11 protein-coding genes are annotated in these 17795 nt (G+C 50.3%); 6 read left to right on the top strand and 5 right to left on the bottom strand.

Annotation, left to right across the window (positions count from 1 at the left end; genetic code table 11):
- Positions 1-33: 33 nt before the first annotated feature.
- From H581_RS0129285 to H581_RS0129270, 4 genes are all read right to left on the bottom strand, one after another.
- Positions 34-723 (bottom strand): AIM24 family protein, encoded by a 690-nt coding sequence (locus H581_RS0129285; RefSeq protein WP_029192366.1) that lies wholly within the window; start codon positions 721-723, stop codon positions 34-36.
- Positions 720-1187, bottom strand: coding sequence for a hypothetical protein (locus H581_RS0129280; RefSeq protein WP_156889713.1), 468 nt, complete (start codon positions 1185-1187; stop codon positions 720-722). Before H581_RS0129280 ends, H581_RS0129285 begins: the two co-directional genes overlap by 4 nt.
- A gap of 237 nt (positions 1188-1424) precedes the next feature.
- Positions 1425-2429 carry an aldose 1-epimerase gene (locus H581_RS0129275; protein WP_029192364.1) on the bottom strand — a complete coding sequence of 335 codons (1005 nt, stop codon included), beginning with the start codon at positions 2427-2429 and terminating at the stop codon, positions 1425-1427.
- Between the two features lie 106 nt (positions 2430-2535).
- Entirely contained in the window at positions 2536-2898 is a 363-nt protein-coding gene (locus H581_RS0129270; RefSeq protein WP_029192363.1) for a LytTR family transcriptional regulator DNA-binding domain-containing protein, read from the bottom strand.
- Between the two features lie 168 nt (positions 2899-3066).
- Between H581_RS0129270 and H581_RS0129265 the strand changes: the two genes are divergently transcribed.
- The 6 genes from H581_RS0129265 to H581_RS0129235 all read left to right on the top strand — a co-directional run bounded on the left by H581_RS0129265 (position 3067) and on the right by H581_RS0129235 (position 16360).
- A complete protein-coding gene (locus tag H581_RS0129265; RefSeq protein WP_051251447.1) occupies positions 3067-4170 on the top strand; it encodes a lactonase family protein in 1104 nt (367 codons plus the stop codon).
- Between the two features lie 61 nt (positions 4171-4231).
- Positions 4232-5467: an MFS transporter gene (locus H581_RS0129260; RefSeq protein WP_245600190.1), complete on the top strand. Its 1236-nt coding sequence runs from the start codon at positions 4232-4234 to the stop codon at positions 5465-5467.
- Positions 5468-5720: 253 nt separating this feature from the next.
- Positions 5721-7070, top strand: coding sequence for a DUF2087 domain-containing protein (locus H581_RS39550; RefSeq protein WP_084134843.1), 1350 nt, complete (start codon positions 5721-5723; stop codon positions 7068-7070).
- Between the two features lie 80 nt (positions 7071-7150).
- Positions 7151-8413, top strand: a complete 1263-nt coding sequence (locus tag H581_RS0129250) for an MFS transporter (protein ID WP_029192360.1) — start codon at positions 7151-7153, stop codon at positions 8411-8413.
- 289 nt (positions 8414-8702) lie between these two features.
- On the top strand, positions 8703-9674 hold the full coding sequence (locus H581_RS0129245) for an S-layer homology domain-containing protein (RefSeq protein ID WP_169507557.1): 972 nt from the start codon (positions 8703-8705) through the stop codon (positions 9672-9674).
- Positions 9671-16360 carry an Athe_2463 domain-containing protein gene (locus tag H581_RS0129235; protein ID WP_425414666.1) on the top strand — a complete coding sequence of 2230 codons (6690 nt, stop codon included), beginning with the start codon at positions 9671-9673 and terminating at the stop codon, positions 16358-16360. Before H581_RS0129245 ends, H581_RS0129235 begins: the two co-directional genes overlap by 4 nt.
- A 204-nt stretch (positions 16361-16564) precedes the next feature.
- Here the strand turns inward: H581_RS0129235 and H581_RS0129230 are convergent, their stop codons facing one another.
- Positions 16565-17725 carry an ROK family protein gene (locus tag H581_RS0129230; RefSeq protein WP_029192356.1) on the bottom strand — a complete coding sequence of 387 codons (1161 nt, stop codon included), beginning with the start codon at positions 17723-17725 and terminating at the stop codon, positions 16565-16567.
- Positions 17726-17795 lie beyond the last annotated feature (70 nt).

Here is a 17795-nt window from a genome sequence, read left to right as displayed (position 1 = left end):
CGTCTTCCAGACGGCAGGCCGGCCTCTCTTCTTTTATTTGATATAGATCCCGCCAAAAGGCAGCACCTCGCGCAGGATGCGTTTGATAAAGCCGCCGTTCTGCAGCTGCTCCTCCAGCTCCGCATCGCGCGAGCCGGTCTGGATGAGTACGGGACCGCTGCCTCTTATCTCCCATTGTACGTTCATATGTTGACTCGCAAGCTTGTTGCCGTAGACGGACAGCTGGATGGAAGCCTGCTCGGGATAGGCGACGAGGGCGCCGGTCTCCACGAAGAGCGGCCGGTCCGGATGCAGCTGTATCGCCTTCATATCTCCGGCCGTAATAATGCCCAGCCGTCCGGGCCCGGAGAAGCGCATCCGCACGAATTCCTTCGTGATCCAGGCGTTCTTCAGCTTCTGGATGACCGATTTCAGCTTCATTCCGTCGGAGAAGAAGATGACATGACGGAAGTCGAACAGCAGGTCGCTCTGCTCATCGATCTCGACGGTTTCCAGCGAGCAGCCCGCCGGCAGGCCGAGTATGAATTCGGAAGGCCCCGACAGGAGAGACCGGATCCACCGCTTCTTGCGGTACATACCGGCCAAATCCATGAACCGGTCCTCACGGTCATGCGGCGCGCCCTGATAGGCGATGATGGATTTTGGGTGCAGCACATGAAGCTTGTCCGCTTCTTCCAGAGCGATATGGACATGTCCGGTCTGGACGGGAACGGTTATCTTCATCCGTTCAACCCCCGGCCGCCCGCGGTGCGCTGCTTGCGCCAGACCACATAACGCCAAATGCGGATGGATAAGATATAAGAAACGATAAGGATTGTAAGTATTATTCCCGTATAGATAAGCTTAGTGACAAAAGAAGCGCGGTCTTGCTTCATTTGATCAAGCTCGTTCTGCAGGCTGGCATTTTGCGCGAGCAGCTGCTCGTTCTGCGCTTGCAGCTCCTGCTGCTTACGGGCATACTGCTCCGCTGCCCGCCGCGAATCTTCCAACTGCCGCTGCTGCTCGGCTAAAGCCGCTTTCGCTTCTAAATATTGCGATTCCAGCTCGCTGATTTTCTCGGGCGTGTTGTAAATATCCTTCATCCGGTCGAAGAAGCCGGCGTTAACGGCTGGATTGGGAATCGACAGAAATACGAATGCGAACGATACGATCGTTAAAACGGCTTTCAGGAAGGGTTGCCGCATCATCGTCAGCCTCCAGGTTTCGACATAAACGCGCTGATGCTTACATTTTACCGTCTTTTCCGGCAATAGTCACTCTTGTCCCGGAACAGGCTGAAGCGCCGATGCATAGGCGACAGAAAAAAGGAATAACAGCGGCTGGCCGTTATTCCTTCCCTTCGTATCGAAATCTATATAAGTAGAACGATTGGCTATTGGCTCTCTCCGCTCCACGCTTTCGTTTCTTTCGTTCAACTTATATAGTTATGCTTGTTTCCTGACGTACAGACGGCTGGTTTCTTCCCAAATGCCGCCTGGCTCCAGCGCAACGAGACCGGTCTGCTCGGCAGGCAGACTCACGTTCGGAGCGTTAACGAGGTTAAGCTGCGGCTCCGGACAGAAGAAACCCGGCGTGGCATTGTTGTTCCAGATCATCCACTGCTTGTAGGCGGTGCCGATATCGTAGACAAGCGTTAAGCCAAGGCGCGTATCGGTAAGCTCCATCGCATTGCGTCCGTTCTGCGGCTCGGTCGTATAATGGTTGTCCATTGCCTCCCAGAAAGGCGAGATGCCCGTCGTCTTCATCGCTTCCTCTTCGGCCTTCAGCGGCTGATGCTTGCCTGTCGGCAGCATCCGGTCGCTTAGCTCCCAGCGTTTGCCGGTTGTGAGGGTGAAGCGGCAATCGTCAGACGTGCTGCCCGGCGCGAACGGAGCGTTAACCGTCGTATGGAAAGCGATCATGCAAGGCAGCGCGTCGGTTCCTTCATTATGTACGGATACATGCTGCAGCAATCCCGAATCGTTCAACGAATAGCGAAGCTTGATCGTAAAACGGTGCGGCAGGTACGTATAGATCGGATGGCTTTCATCGATCGAAATTTTAAGAGATACATAGCTTTCCGTTTTGTTCGTGCCGAAGTCCTCGACGCTCCATGCGGCCGTATGGAAAAAGCCGTGCAGATGGTTGCCGGTCTTCGCTTCGTTAACAGGGAATTGATAAGTTCTGCCGTTCCAAGTAAAGGTGCCGTCCTCGTAGCGGTTAGGAGGAAATAGAACCGGAATGCCGTGAATGCCCGGGTTCTCCCGGAAGCCGTCCATTTCTTCAGCCGATGGCTCGCGCAAAAACCGATAGTTGTTCGCCGTATCGCGGAACGCGATGAGGTTCGCTCCTACAGCAGGCAAAACCGCTGCTTCATATTCGCCCCATTGCAGCCAAACGGCCTGCTCGTCATGAAATGCTTGTTCGAATGCTTGTCCTTGCTTAGACATGAGAATCCTCCTATTGATAACGTATTCCACCTAAGAATAGCAGGACGCGGACAAACAAACAACCGCCCGGTTCCATGTTGGATGGAACCGGGCGGCTGCTTGTTTGTCAGGGCGTAATCCGCAAATCCTTGTTCGAGGATCGTTGGGAGAACAGCTGTTGAATGACAAATTGCTTGCGGCGGTTAACCGAAACCTGCTTCGACTCCGAGATGTCCGACCCGAAGTAGATGGTACCGCCTGAGATTGCTTTGATTTTTCCGATATTAACGTAGCAGTTTGAGCTGATTTGGAAGAAGCCGCGCTTATCCGTCAGCTGCTGAAGCTGCTCGGCAGTCATTCTTTTCTTTATATTATAGTTCCTGCCATGGAAGCTTACGAGTCCTTGAATACCGGTCTTGAAGTAGAGCACATCCGACTCCAGATCGAAATCCTCATACACGTTCCGTTCGCTCGTGACAACATTCACCATTTCGATTTCCCCCTTTAGAAAAGTGAACTATTGATTGTTAGCGCTTACATTGTAACATATCACAAAAGCATTTGTGAAGTATTTTATTTAAATAGTCGTTGTTTGAATTAGCCGCATATGCTATGGTCTCATTAATGCTTATAAATGAGTTGGAAAGGTCGGGAACGAATGGGTCATTTAAACGAACAACCGGCGTTCAGCGGACGATTGTACATCGGGTCGTACGGAGCCGCGGACGCGCCAACGATTCACGTCTGCGGCTTTAATGGAGAAACGGGCGAGCTGTCGGTCATTCAAAGCGTGTCCGGCCTGGAGAACGCGTCCTATTTAGCTCTTCATCCGAACGGGCGGCGTCTCTATGCGGTCAGCGAGACGGCGAAGACAGACGAGGCGGCCGGAGGCTCCGTCGCCGCCTATGAAATCGATGAATCGACAGGCTTGCTTGGCGATAGAAGCAGCCGCTATCTTACGTATGGCGAGCATCCTTGCTATATCAGCACGGATAGCCGCGGCCAAGCGTTGTTCGCAGCGAATTATACCGGCGGGAATGTCGCCGTTCTGCCGTTGACGGCTGACGGACTGCTTGAGGAGGCTTCTTCGGTTCAGCAGCATGTCGGCGAGCTTGGGCCTAATTCGGCAAGGCAGGATACGGCGCATGCCCACTGCATCTTGCCGCTTGGGGAGACGGAATTTTTCTGTGCGGCTGATTTAGGAATCGATGCCATCGTCATTTACCGTTACGATGCAGATCGCCGCCTCCTTATAAGAAATGGGGAATGCAAGGCGCATCGCGGTTCGGGACCGCGGCATTTGGTGTTCCACCCGGAGCTTCCGGCTGCCTATGTGCTGGGTGAGCTGGATTCGACGGTTACCCTATTAAAGGTAGACGCAGAGCGGGGGGCCATGACGGCCGGACAGGCGATATCGGCGCTGCCGCCCGATTATACAGGGCATAACGATGCGGCCGATATTCATCTGGCGCCTTCGGGCCGATTTCTGTACAGCTCCAATCGCGGGCATGACAGCATTGCCGTATTTTCGGTCGACCCGGAGAGCGGGGAGCTGGCGCATGTCCAGCATGTACACTGCGGAGGCGAAACGCCCCGCAACTTTGCCATTACGCCGGATGGCCGTTATTTGCTAGCCGCTCATCAGAACTCGGGAACGGTACTTGTGTTTGCCATTGACGCAGACAGCGGCCGGCTGACTCAGACGGGCTCGAAGATTGAGCTGCCGAGCCCGGTTTGCATAACGATCGGAAGAGCTGATTGACTGTAAATATCGTCATCGGGAATAAGGCATTATAGGATAAGGAAGGCAGGTCCTCTACAGGATGTCAACACCAACACAACTGAAAGCCGTCGGCGTGAAGACAGAAGCTTTACGATCGGCGACCGTATATGCCATATTAGTTGCCATTAGCTCGGTCCATTTGATGAACGATATGATGCAATCCGTCGTAACGGCTTTATTTCCCGTCCTGAAGGATTCGCTGCAGTTGAACCTGTCACAGATCGGTTGGATTGCATTTACGCTGAATATGACTTCGTCCGTGATGCAGCCCGTCGTTGGACTGATTTCGGACAAAAGGCCCGCCCCGTGGATGCTTCCGGTCGGCATGTTTTCCAGCATGATCGGAATGGCGGGGCTGGCCGTTGCGCCGAATTTTTATTTATTGCTCCTGGCGGTCGTATTCGTAGGACTCGGCTCGGCTGTGTTCCATCCGGAAGGCTCGCGCGTCGTTCATTTAGCCGCCGGCAACCGCCGGGCTTTCTCCCAGTCCATCTATCAGGTCGGCGGCAATTTCGGCCATATGTTGGGGCCGCTTATGACGATGGCGATCTTTATTCCGCTCGGACAGAAGGGCGCCGCATGGGGCATGGCGCTGGCAGCCACGGCGATTATCATTCTGATGAAGGTGGTTCCATGGTATAAGGAACACCTTGCCCTGCATAACGGGCAGATGCAGCGGAAGAAGGCGGCGGGCGAAGTCAGGGCTGCATTAGCGCCGAAAGTAGTTGCGTTTGCGATTAGCATCCTGGTTGTTATCGTATTTGCGCGCTCCTGGTACGGAGCGGCAATTGGGAATTTTTATCAATTTTATGTAGTAGAGGCGTACGGATTATCCATAAAGGCCGCGCAGGTGCCGCTATTCTTATTCCTGGCGGCAGGCGTTGCGGGCACTTTCTTCGGCGGAATGCTGGCCGACCGGATCGGCCGCAAAAAAATGATGCTGATCTCCATCCTCGGAGCAGCGCCGTTTGCCTTAATTCTTCCGCATCTGCCTCTTGCGTGGGTGTATCCGTTAATCGTGCTGCTCGGATTTATTTTGCAATCGGGCTTCTCGGTGAGCGTCGTTTACGCGCAGGAGCTTATGCCGGGTAAGGTGGGTACGGCGTCGGGTCTGATTACCGGCCTTGCTTTCGGAATGGGCGGTCTCGGAGCGGTCGTGCTGGGTTATATGGCGGATGCTCAGACGCTTGCTTATGTGATGGGCCTCTGCAGCGCTTTGCCGCTTCTTGGCCTGCTGGCGCTTATGCTGCCGAAAGACCGGCGGGAAGCCGCGTAATAGAAGAAGATCGTATATGAAACAGCTGCCTGAAGGAGCAATCCTTTCGGCGGCTGTTTTTTTGTCCAGCTGATTATGCAGGGTCAAAAACTGAAATTATTAACGGCTACAATGGGGAGTGAAGGCGATTCGATTCGTGTACGGAAACGAAGCACTCCCTTCGCGTGAACACCCTCCGATAGGATTGATAAAAAATAAACAACATTGTATTATGTCTATATATTAATAAACAAAATATTGAGGTGTTTGGTATATGGGAGTGAGCGAACGTTTTTGGGCTTCGTCTATAGTTGAATTAAAGCAAGGCTATGCTTATGATGCCGAAGGTGGCCTTTATTATTGTCTTATTTGCGGAGAAACCTTCGAGGACGGCGAGGTGTTTCGTCATGAGCAATCAGGGCGCTGGTATGAGGCGGGAACGTATGCGGCCTATCATTTGCAGCTTGCGCACGGCTCGATGCTTGAATTTTTGCTGGAGCTGGATAAGCGGGCAACCGGGTTAACCGATTTGCAGAAGGAGCTGATCGGCGGCTTTGCCGCTGCTTTGTCGGACAGCGAGATGATGGAGCGTACCGGTATCGGCAGCGCTTCGACGATTCGCAACCATCGCTTCGTGCTGAAGGAGAAGGCGAAGCAAGCGAAGCTGCTGCTGACGATTCTGGAATTAATGGAGCAAGGAGCGGCCGCGGTGCCGCAGTTCGTTCCGATACACCGCACCGCAACGCAGGTGGATGAGCGATATGCGTTAACGAAGGACGAATACGACAGCCTGATGAAGCAATATTTTCCGAACGGACCTGACGGGCCTCTTGCCTCTTTCCCGCGTAAAGCGAAACGAAAAATTGCCGTGCTGCGCCATATTTCCTCCAATTTTCAGAAGGGAGTCCGGTATACGGAGAAAGAAGTGAATGAGCTTCTCAGCCGGTTTTGGGAGGAGGACTATGTGCTGCTGCGCCGTTATTTGATCGAGTATGGATATTTAGACCGCAAGGATGACGGCAGCGAATATTGGGTGAAGGATACGGCAGGGGCATATGAGCCGGAACGTTCGGCAGAATCGATTCAGGCTGCACCGACGGCTTTGACCGTGAAGGAGCAGACGAAGAAGGGGAAGCGGAAGCTGAAGCAAGAACCGAAGAAAGTAGTTGAACAAGAACGAAGGGATGCACAGAAAATGGATAAAACAAAACGCAAGCAGCTGACGTCTGAATATCAGGAACGCGAACGGAAGATGGGGGTATACCGGATTAAAAATGACATTAACGGCAAAATCTATATCGGAGGCTCGACCAATTTGGAACCGCTGTGGGGGAAGGAGCAATTCCAGCTTAACATGGACGGTCATAGGAATAGAGAGCTCCAGAAGGAATGGAAACAATACGGGGGCGAAAATTTTTCTTTTCTCATTCTAGAGACCGTTAAATTCGATCATCAGGTCCTTTATGATTATAAAGACGTGTCGGCCGTAGAAGGACGTCAGCCTGCCGATATGGTTCGCCAATATAACCGGGAAGTGGCCGAGTTAACGGAGAAATGGATCGAGAAGCTCCAGCCCTACGGCGATAAGGGCTACAACCGCCCCGGCGGCGAAGGCAAGCAGTAAATATTCAACGGCATTCGGATTTTGCGCCGCCGCATCATGCAAGCGCAAGCCGTATGCATACAGGGAGAGTGTCAATTTATATGTCAGCTGAAGCAGTAAAGGGAGCGGGCGAGAGCCTGTTCCGCAACAAATTTTTTCAAACGATATTGTTATCGAACGTCCTTCTGCAAATCGGGATCTGGGTGCGTAACTTTGCGATCCTCATGTATGTGACGGATAAAACGAACGAGGACCCGTTCGCCATCAGCTTGATGGGCTTTGTGGAATTTTTGCCGATATTCGTGTTCTCGTTTATCGGCGGGACGTTCGCCGACCGGTGGAAGCCGCGTCTAACGATGATATGGTGCGACTTTTTATCCGCGGTGTCTGTATTCGTAGTACTTATCACACTCATTTACGGTTCGTGGCATATGGTCTACTTCGCGACTTTTATATCGGCGATTTTGTCGCAATTCTCGCAGCCGTCGGCGATGAAGCTGTTCAAGCAGCATGTTCCCGCTGAACAGCTGCAGTCCGCCATGGCGATGTTCCAATCGCTAATCGCGATATTTATGGTGCTTGGGCCGTCGCTCGGCGTCATTTCGTACCAAAAGTTCGGCATCGAGGTTTCCATCGGCGTAATGGGGGTAGCGTTCCTTCTCTCCGCTGTTGTCTTATTCCGTATTCCCCGGGACCGTGAGGTGGAACGGACGGAAACGGCTGACAAAGGGCGCTTCTGGCAGGATCTGAAGGACGGCTTTGCATACGTATGGCGCAGTCCGGTATTGAAATCGCTTGGCGGAACGTTCGCGCTTGCCGGCACGGCCGTCGGAATCGCGCAGACGCTCGGGTTGTTCATTGTGCTGGAGCGGCTTAATCAACCGAAAGAATTTTTGCAGTATATGTTAATGGTTAACGGTATAGCGATGCTGATCGGCGGCGGGGGCGTCATGGTTTTAGCCAAAAAAGTATCGCCGCAGAAGCTGCTGGCTCTCGGCATTTTACTCAGCTCCCTTTGCATGATCGGCGTAGGGTTGTCCACAAGCATCCCGATTACGCTGGTACTGCAATTTATTAGCGGACTTGGCTTCCCGATGATTCAGATCGGCATCAGCACCATGATTTTGCAGTGGTCGCAGGAAGCTTACGTGGGACGGGTGAACGGCGTGCTTACTCCGATGTTTATGGGCATGATGGTCATTATGACGCTGGTTGCCGGTCAACTAAAGCTGGTATTTCCGCTTGTGGGCATCTATTGCACGGCCGGTGTGATCATGTTTATCGGGATGCTTCTGCTTATCCCGCTCTTTAAGCATAAGCCGGTCGCGGCACAGGTGAAGGAGCAGCTTGTTGCAGGAGATTGACAGATAAACCGGTTTGAAGTAACATCAATATAGTTGATTATGAGAAAAGCGAAGCACGCTTATTCCCTTGGAAGAGGGATGGGTGTGCTTTTTTTGTTGCCCTGGTACTAAGGGTGAAATGATAGGGATGGGGGTTTTTGTCGAAAAAACGAATTTTGAATGATGGAAATGCGGAGAAAAAGAGGAAAAAGTCAGTAAGGGCAAGAAATGGTATAAAGTTCCTGGATTCCAGGGGGTCAAGAGGAACTGCGGCGCATAAATGCGCAAAATCATAACGGGAGTGTTGGATATGAAAAAAATAGGGACAGCATTTTTATTGGCAGCATTACTAATCGGCTCGCAGCAAGCGCTAGCTGCCGCAGCCTTCGCGGATACGACGACGCATTGGGCGAAAGCTCCGATTGAAGCGGCCGTCAATCAGGGCTGGATTAACGGCTACGATTCCAAAACGTTTAAACCAAACGCTGAAATAACCCGCGCCGAGTTTTTGAAATCGCTGGTAGCGGCAAAGAAATATACATTGACGGATGCCGACACGCCGTTTACGGATGACAAGGGTTGGTTCCGTACATACATCGCCACCGGATTGAAGCAATCCGTTATTAAAGTCGGAGAGTACAAGGATAATTTGTTTGATCCGAACGCCAAGATCACTCGTGAAGAAATTGCGCGTATGACGGTCCGGGCCATGGGTAAAGAAAAAGAAGGAGCTGCATGGGGATATCTTGCGGTCGCGAAACAAGTGGGCATTATGCAAGGCTATGAAGACGGCTCGATGGGCGGCGAACGGAACGCTACGCGTGCGGAAGCGGTTGTGATGATTACCAACTCGCTTGTTGAAAAAGAAGCGCCTCAGCCGGTGGCTTATCCGAAGACGAAGGAGCAGTTGAATGAGCTAGTGCAGTCACTGCCTAGTTTTAAGGGGACTACGACTTATGGGCATAACGGGATAGTATTAATAAATGCAAAAGGATCTGATAATTATTTTGATAATACCATTGCTATTGAATATAGCATTGATTTAAAAGTCACAAAGATCATTGTTTCTGAACCAACTGCAGAAAATAAAACATTAATTAAGGAATTATTAAAAAATTATTATGAGAATTCATTTGATAAAGCCTATGCAAGTTATATCAAGGTAGATGGATTAAAGTTTATAGAAGGTAAAAACTCAATTAATACTAAATATGATGGACGTACATTTGAAGCATATAAGGCTAATGATAATAAGGGTGTTGTTATTTGGATCGGAGAGTGAACGTAGTGAGACGTTTGCTAAGAAAGAATCTTCTTCTAATATTAATCGTTTTATTAATTGCTACTTCAATTCCGTTTCATAACTCCATTCGATCGGCTGGTATTCAAGATTGCCCATTTCCCGGAACATATGATAATGATTCACAAGCACTAATAAAGCAATACGGCATACCAACTTCGATAAATAATGGAAGGTACATATTAAACGGAAATTTTTTATCCAATAAATGCGGACTAGGTACAAGAGCTGTTGTTTATGGTTCACCAGCAAGCGTAGTAGGTAATCAGTTCGATCAAGGTCAATGGCGTTATCTCGGATATGATATTAATGGTCAAGTTTATCGTAACTGGTTATTTCGAAGCGATTCCAGAGCGACTTTACATGTTGCTAAGTACTGGGTTAAAAATTCTTGGGATGAACCTGTAGGGAAAAGTAAAGGGATCAAACAAACACCTTTGTTAACCTCTCATCCCGATGCAAAAAAATGGTTAGAGTCTATAGTAGATCCTTACAAAGAATCTCCTACTTTCCTTCAGAGCTATAACAAACGTAAAGGAACTAGTTGGGACGGAAATACCCTAAAAGATTATGTTATTATCCAGCAGATGCCTACCAAGTTTGGTCCAGGAGTCGTCCAAATGTGGAACATCTGGCAACCTGACGGTTCGTGGTGGTATGAAATGTTCATCATTCCTCCTACTGAAGAACTTATATTAAAAAAGGAACCCGATCTTGTTATCAGCGATCTAGTCGTTCAGACGGATGCCTGGGTTGGCGACTCCGTGCCAGTAAAAATAACGACTAAAAACGAAGGCGATGAAAGCAGCGGCCCGTTTACTGTAGGCATCGAAGGAACAAACATAAAATCCGAAGTTATCTCGAATGTCCCTCCAGGACAAATTAAAACCGTTACGGTTAATGTAACATCGACCACAGCTGGTATTAAGAAATATACCGCTAAGACGGACTTTGGACTAGCTGTTACCGAATCGAATGAAAATAACAACACGAAACCTTTCCAAATCGTTTTTAGCAAGAAAAACGAACCTACCATTCCCGTTGCAATCATTAGTCACCTAGCAGGCGATCACCGGACCGATCCGGAAATTACGATAGCCCCCGGCGAAGACCCGGAGCTTGGCGATGAGCTTTCTTATTCGCCCGGAGGCGAGAAAATCATCAGCCGAGTTTGGCGGTTTACGCCTCCAGGAGGAACGTTGATCAATCGAAAGCCTACGCTGCTCGATTTCGATAAAGACGGCAAGTATAAGGTTGAGCTGCGCGTAACGAATGACAAGAACAAAACATCGGAATGGGCAGAGCTTATCGTTAAACGCCAACTGGCGCCGCCGGAACCAACACCGCCGCCGGAGCCAAGTAAACCCAAGCCGGTTGAGGTAGCTATTCATTTTGATCCGCAAAGTATTTTTTCCGGAGATTCAGCCTCTCTCCTAAACGATACTCGCTATTGGGTAGACTATTCATGGAGTTTTGCAGACAATTTATCGCCATTGATCCGGGATCCGGCAGATTTCCAGCATGGGCCAATGACCTTTAGCGAACCAGGGATTTATAAAGCAACCTTGAACGCAACGGGAGAGGGTGGAGACACTGGAACGGACACAGCTATTCTCTACGTTAATGATCCGAAGCCCGTTGCTCTAATCTCGGGCGTCAATCGCTGGATTCAGGGCAGGCCGTTCCCTCAGCTGCATCATTTGAATAACTCCTACACGCCGCTGGCCTCGAGAGGCGTATCGATCGATTTCAGCAGGTCGGAGATGCGGTTCAAAAAGATTGAAAATTCTGACTTTAATAACTATTGGCCGGACAAAGCTCCAATGGAGCTCGGCTTTTATAATCTGGAAGGCAAAGTATATGATTCGCAAGGCCGTGCCAGCGAATGGGCTTCCCACACACTTGAAATTGTGCCCGACCAGCCGCCGACCATTGAAATTACTGCGCCGGTTGAGGGCGTTCGGAACAATGTGGTCATGCTGTACATCCAGGCTTTTAGCCCTGATGGCGACGAAATAACGAATGTAAAGCTAGAACAACGTTATGACGTAGACGGTGATGGGAATATCGAAGAAGAACCATGGGCGGTCTTGTATGAAGGAGCCAATAAAACGACTCATTCCGTAACTTACACAACTGTAGGAATGCGACAGTATCGTGCAAGCGCCACAGAAAATTATGGCCTATCGTCAGAATCTAATCTAGATGAAACGAATATCATCAACCTTGCACCAACCGTTAATTTCAATGCGTTCGGTACGATTCAACAGCCGGATCAGGGTGGAGCTAGCGGTCCTCCCATGACGAATTACACAGCTGAATCTATTCTTCGTTCTTGGACTTTGAAAAAGCCTTATGTAGGAGGCAGTGAGGGCAAGGCAGGTTGGAAGGTTGATGGATCGGCTTTAACGACTCGCAATTCGGTTTGGGCTGATTTTAACGGAAACTATAATTTAGCGAATAACCTGCAGAATTCAAGCTCCTGGGAAATGCCTTATGTCTATAGCTATGGCTATAATCAAAAGCAATATATGAGCCTTGTAAGCAAGAAAGTATTCAAAGGGTATAGAATGTTATTTAAAGAGCAAGGTACATATTACCCTGTTGGACATCCCTCGCGGGAACAGTATGGAAAGGATTATATTTTTCATACTGTAGATGCGAAAACGGGGACGATTAAAGAAACGTTTAGATATCCTCAAGATGCCGGCAATTTCATTTTCACGGATGATACAGGAGATCATTATTATTTTCTTAAAAATTATCCCGGTGAGAACTCGACGGTAAATGTCTATAATTCTGCGGGAGTTTTCATAAATCAATACCCGGGAGTACTGCCTGAATTTGACGGGACCAATGAGCCTGGCATCACGCAGTATTTGTTTTCAAAAGACGGCAAATACTTGTATCTCTTAGTTACAAAAGCAAGGAATCAAGGGGATTACTATTCGGCTAGAAGAAGCTTGCATCTTGTTAAATACTCTCTTGCGCAAAAAACGAAATTATGGACGACCGCAATAAGAGTGAATGACGATGTTCCCGAAACATTCCAAACAACTCCGCAAATGAGTTTAGGTCCTGATGGCAGCATATATGTTCCATATTCTTTTTCACCATATATTTATGAAGAGAACATCTATCAACAGAACTTTGCTCACATAGGGGAGAATGGAAATATATTAAACCATCAGTATTTTGGGAGAGGGAGGCTTTCGAGCGTTTCTAAGTCCACTGATGGTCGTTATGCCTACATGTCGGGATTGAAAATTGAATCGGGAAGGTACGGGTTGGATCATCATCTAGGAGTCTATATTTACGATAGTCAAACCAAATCGATGAGATTTACTTCTTTTTACAGCCATACGACCTGGAATGAATATGAAGTAGATAGAGATGCATCAATTGCGGCTCCAGCCGTGAGCCCGACAGGTGCAGTATATGTATCATCATTCACGCATCGCGCAGGCGGTTTCATAACCAAAGAAGGAAATCTTATTTCTGACAACCGTCAGTTTACTTTTGGGAAAACCCAATTATTAAATCAACGGTACGGGGCTGATGGCGGAGATATGAGCCAATTTAATACTTGGGGGTTTATAGGCGCCGTTGACTCGGTTCACCCGTTCTATCAGCCTAATGGAGAGATCGCTTGGACCTGGGGGGCGCAAAAATGGTACTCGGATCGTAATAATAGACCAACATCCTATACACCATGGATAGGGCTTGTCGATGGAGACGAAACCCCCGTATCGTTCGGTGATAAATCCACGTATTGGGAAAGCGGCATGACTACGATTGGAGGCTGGATTAAAACGGAGGGGATCATGCCGCAAGGCAGCTCAAAGGCAGCCCCTGACGGTTCCATTTACCTCCTAGGTACCGACATGAAAGAAAATATCGTTAACGGTTGGAATAATTGGATTCAAACGCCGATTGTTACGGTATTTACAGGCGAGTCTACAGGCGATCTGCCCCGTCTAATCGACGATAATACCGTCGAAGCAGACAGCGAGACATGGGGCGGGCTGTTCTACGATCCGCACAGCATCATGAAAAATCAGGTGTTGGAGTTTAACGTAGCCGTGAATAGCCTGACCAATAATAAAGTGATCGGGGCCGGCATTCGCATCCAAAACGAGAAAAATTTCTATGCGGTCGAATGGACGAACGATACGATGTCGCTTTACAAAGTCGCCAATGGCGCCAAAACGGAACTTGCTAAAACCATGCTGCCGCGCTCCGTCGGTATTCCTTATTCCTTCAAAATCGAAGCGATAAACGATGAGCTGCGCGTTTTCGTAAACAATGCAAAGAAGCTCGAGGCCAGGGACGCGACTTATGCAAACGGCTCTGCCGGAATGATGTCGCTCGGCCAGCAGCAGGCCGCATTCAGCCGGATTAAGCGGACGAATTACGGCAACTCGTATCCGATGCAGACTTATGACTCCGTACTCGTAAATGACCCGATCAGCTACGAAAAATTGTTCGACGATGTTGAGAAGGATCTGATTGCGGCCGAGGAATGGAGCTACAGCCATAATCCAAACTATTTCAACAATCCGGAAGGGTTTAGCGTTCATAATGGAAAATCTTACGGCAGCACCATAAATGCATTGGAAAAGCCAGGCGTATATGATATTACGTTCAGGGCGGAGGATGATCCGGGCTTGCATTCTTATCGGAAATGGTCCGAGCCCGTGACCAAACTGTTGTATGTTCATAGAAGGCCGGTGGCCCAGCCTGATGTACGTTTTTCGGGTGGAGTATACGCTGAGGGCGAGCTGTTGAATTATGAAACCTTTGATACGTCGTATGATCCGGATCTGGGCAGCCAATTGTCGGACAGACTGTTCCGCACGCGATGGGCGGACGAATCGACATGGACGACGGGGAAGCGGCAGTTCTACAGTCGACTAGGGGTTGAGCTCATCGTACAAGAGCAGGTCAGGGATATGCACGGCGCATGGTCGTTTTGGGGGCAGTCCATCGTTTACAAGGCTGCCTTGCCGCCGGTCAATCAAAATAGGCCGGTCATGACGATAACGTATCCAAGCGGTACGACGGCAGCGACAGCAACCGTGTTGGGCAAGGAGCCAACGGTAACATGGACATATACCGATGCCGACAACGATCCGCAAGAGCAATATGAACTTACGTTCACTTATGCAGATACAAATGAGGTTGCGCTCTCTATTCAGCACGAAGGCAGCGTAAAAAGCTACAAGGTGCTCGAAGGAACGTTCCAGCTTGGGCGTATCGTTAAAGTGCAAGGGCGGGCATATTCGGCAGGCGTTTGGTCCGAGCTAAGCAACATCCGATTTTTCGTGCTCAACTTACCGCCGGAGACGTTCCTTGTTTGGCCGGCCGGGCCGAATGCCGATCATCCCGTTTATATGAACGTCAATCGGCCGCAACTGCGAGTGTTTACCGTCGATCCGGAAAATCAACCTATTACAGCGATCGACTACGAAGTAATACGGTCAACGGACGGCGTCCGTGTCGCGGATTCGAACGCGGCATCAGCGGCTCCAAACTATATAACGCCGGCGCTTGCGGAGGGCTTACACTATTGGAGAGCGCGTGCGAATGACGGGTTTGTATGGGGACCTTATTCGAATAATGGATTCTTCTTTGTCGATACGGTTAAGTCGGATGACGTAGACGAGAAGCTTGAGATCGAACCGACGGCGGTAACGGTACGATTTAACGCATTTCGCGATAAGGATCCTTCTTCGGGACATGCCGCGCGTACATTTTACCTGCAGAAGGTGAATGCGGACCGAAGCGTAACGAACGTTGATCTGAATGGGGATGGTACGACGGAGTACAGCATACCGTTGTCTCTGACCCGGCAGTCGTATAAAGTTACGGGGCTAATACCCGGCCAAGAGTACCGTCTTACGGTATTGGACTATGATACAGCCGGCAACGAAGGCCATTATGCATATATCTACTTCTATACGAATCGTCCGCCGACGGGGGATTTCAATTGGTCGCCAAACCCGGTGTATGAAGGAGATTCGGTTACATTCCGATCCGTTGTCAAAGATCCCGATAGTGATACGTTGGCTGTATCTTATGCGCTGACAAGCCCGTCAGGCGTGACAAAGAATTACTCGTACACCATTGAGGGGCCGGTTTATCCAACCCACGGTCCATCGCTTAAGATGACCGAGCTCGGAACATGGAGCATGAGGATGACGGTCAGCGACGGGATCGCCGATCCGATCGTCGTGACCAAAACCGTTCAGGTCCGTCCGCTCCAGGTGGATGGCTATGTCAAGCACACGGACCTGTGGGATCAGCATCGCCGGAGCTTCAATAGGAAGCAAACGGGCCATGACGATTCTCCTCGCGGCTACTCCGTATTCTGGGCGGGCGAGAAGTTTATGCTGGAGGCCGATACGACGTTAACGGGCACGATCACGGAAGCGGAGCGGGTAGAGGTGGAGATGGGCAGTTATGCGACCGAGCTTGTAAAGAGCAATCCGATCGGAACGAGCTGGAAGGGGTCAATGTGGAACGCAGCCTTTTCGGATTTGCCGGAAGGTGCGCTTGTGTTTACGTTTACAGCCTATTACAGCAATGGAACCGTTAAGACTGTCAACGTTGAGGTTGCAATCGATGGCCAAACGCTAGAAATTGTAGGCGTCCACCGCGTGCAATAACATGAAGAGCGAGGCTATTCCCAGATACGGCAGTACGGGCATAGCCCCTTACAATAGGAAACAGCCGATCAAGATTCGTTTCTCTTGAATTCTAGGAATTTATAAGCTTTACGCTTATATTCGCTTAGAATTCACCGCGAAACGGTCGGCGTCCTCTAACAAGGACGCCGACAGGCGTTTCTGCTTGACCGGCTGTTTCCACATCTAACTCTTAATCTTCGAGAAAAACGTGCTGATGGCGTAATAGGCGGCGCCTCGAACGGCGGATTGCTCCCGCAGCTCGGCGAACAGGATCCGCATCCGCTCGCGGTGATACGGAAGAGAACGGCGGTCGACTGCCGCTTGAATCGCAGGCTCCAGCCACTCCGCCGCTAGACTCATGCGGTTGCCGATGATGACGACGTTCGGATTGAACACGTTGACGATATTGGCAATGCCTGCGCCCAGATAGTCGCCGATTGACCGAAACAGCTCCAGTACATTCTCATCGCCGGACGCTGCAGCGGCGAGCAATTCTTCTAAGCTGTCATAACCGTGCAAAGCCGCCCGTTCAAGGAGCGCATTCTCCGATGCATACAGCTCCCAGCAGCCTCGATTGCCGCAGCTGCAAGGCTTTCCGTCATATTCGATCGACAGATGGCCGAGCTCGCCCGAGAACCCGGAGGCGCCTTTGAACAGCTCTTTCTTTAAGATAATGCCCGTCCCGATCCCGATTCCGACGCTGACATAGATCTGGTTCGGTATCCCGCGCCCTGCGCCGTATTTCTGCTCGCCCTGCGCGCCGGCGTTCGCTTCGTTATCGATCGTGACCGGCAATCCGAAGCGTTCCTCAAGCTGCTGCTGCAGCGGGACGTCGCGCCATTTCAAATTCGGTGCAAACAGGATCGAGCCGTTATCATCCACAATACCAGGTACCCCGACCCCGATGCCGACAACGCCGTAAGGACTAGCCGGCGCCTCTTTGATTAGCAATTCAATGCACTCCGCAAGCTGTCCGATCGCAAAATCGGCGTTGGGGCGCTTCAATCCGCGTTCATGCTCCGCGACGACGTTCCCTTCCAGATCGACGAGCAAGCCGCGAATATAATTAACGCCAAGATCGATGCCGACCGCATAACCCGCCGTCCCGTTGAACAGCAGCATTACCGGCTTGCGCCCGCCGCTAGACTCGCCGGGACCAATCTCCAGCACGAGATGACTGTCTATGAGATCCTGCACGAGACTGGAGACCGTTGCTTTGTTCAGGCCGGTGAGCTCCGAGATTTGCGCCCTCGAGAGCGGCGCGTGCTTCAGCACCGCTTCAAGTACGATGGCCGTGTTTATTTTCTTGATGAGCGCTAAGTCTCCCGTTGGTTTCTGTTTCAAAAAAGTAAGCCTCCGTCCAAGTAACAATAACTCATTGTATCATGAAAAACCGAATAGCGAGATGGCACAC

The sequence above is a fragment of the Paenibacillus harenae DSM 16969 genome, from assembly GCF_000422465.1.
Taxonomy (GTDB): domain Bacteria; phylum Bacillota; class Bacilli; order Paenibacillales; family Paenibacillaceae; genus Pristimantibacillus; species Pristimantibacillus harenae.
The sequence above is the reverse complement of the archived record's forward strand: the minus strand, read 5'-3'. Positions and strand labels throughout refer to the sequence as shown.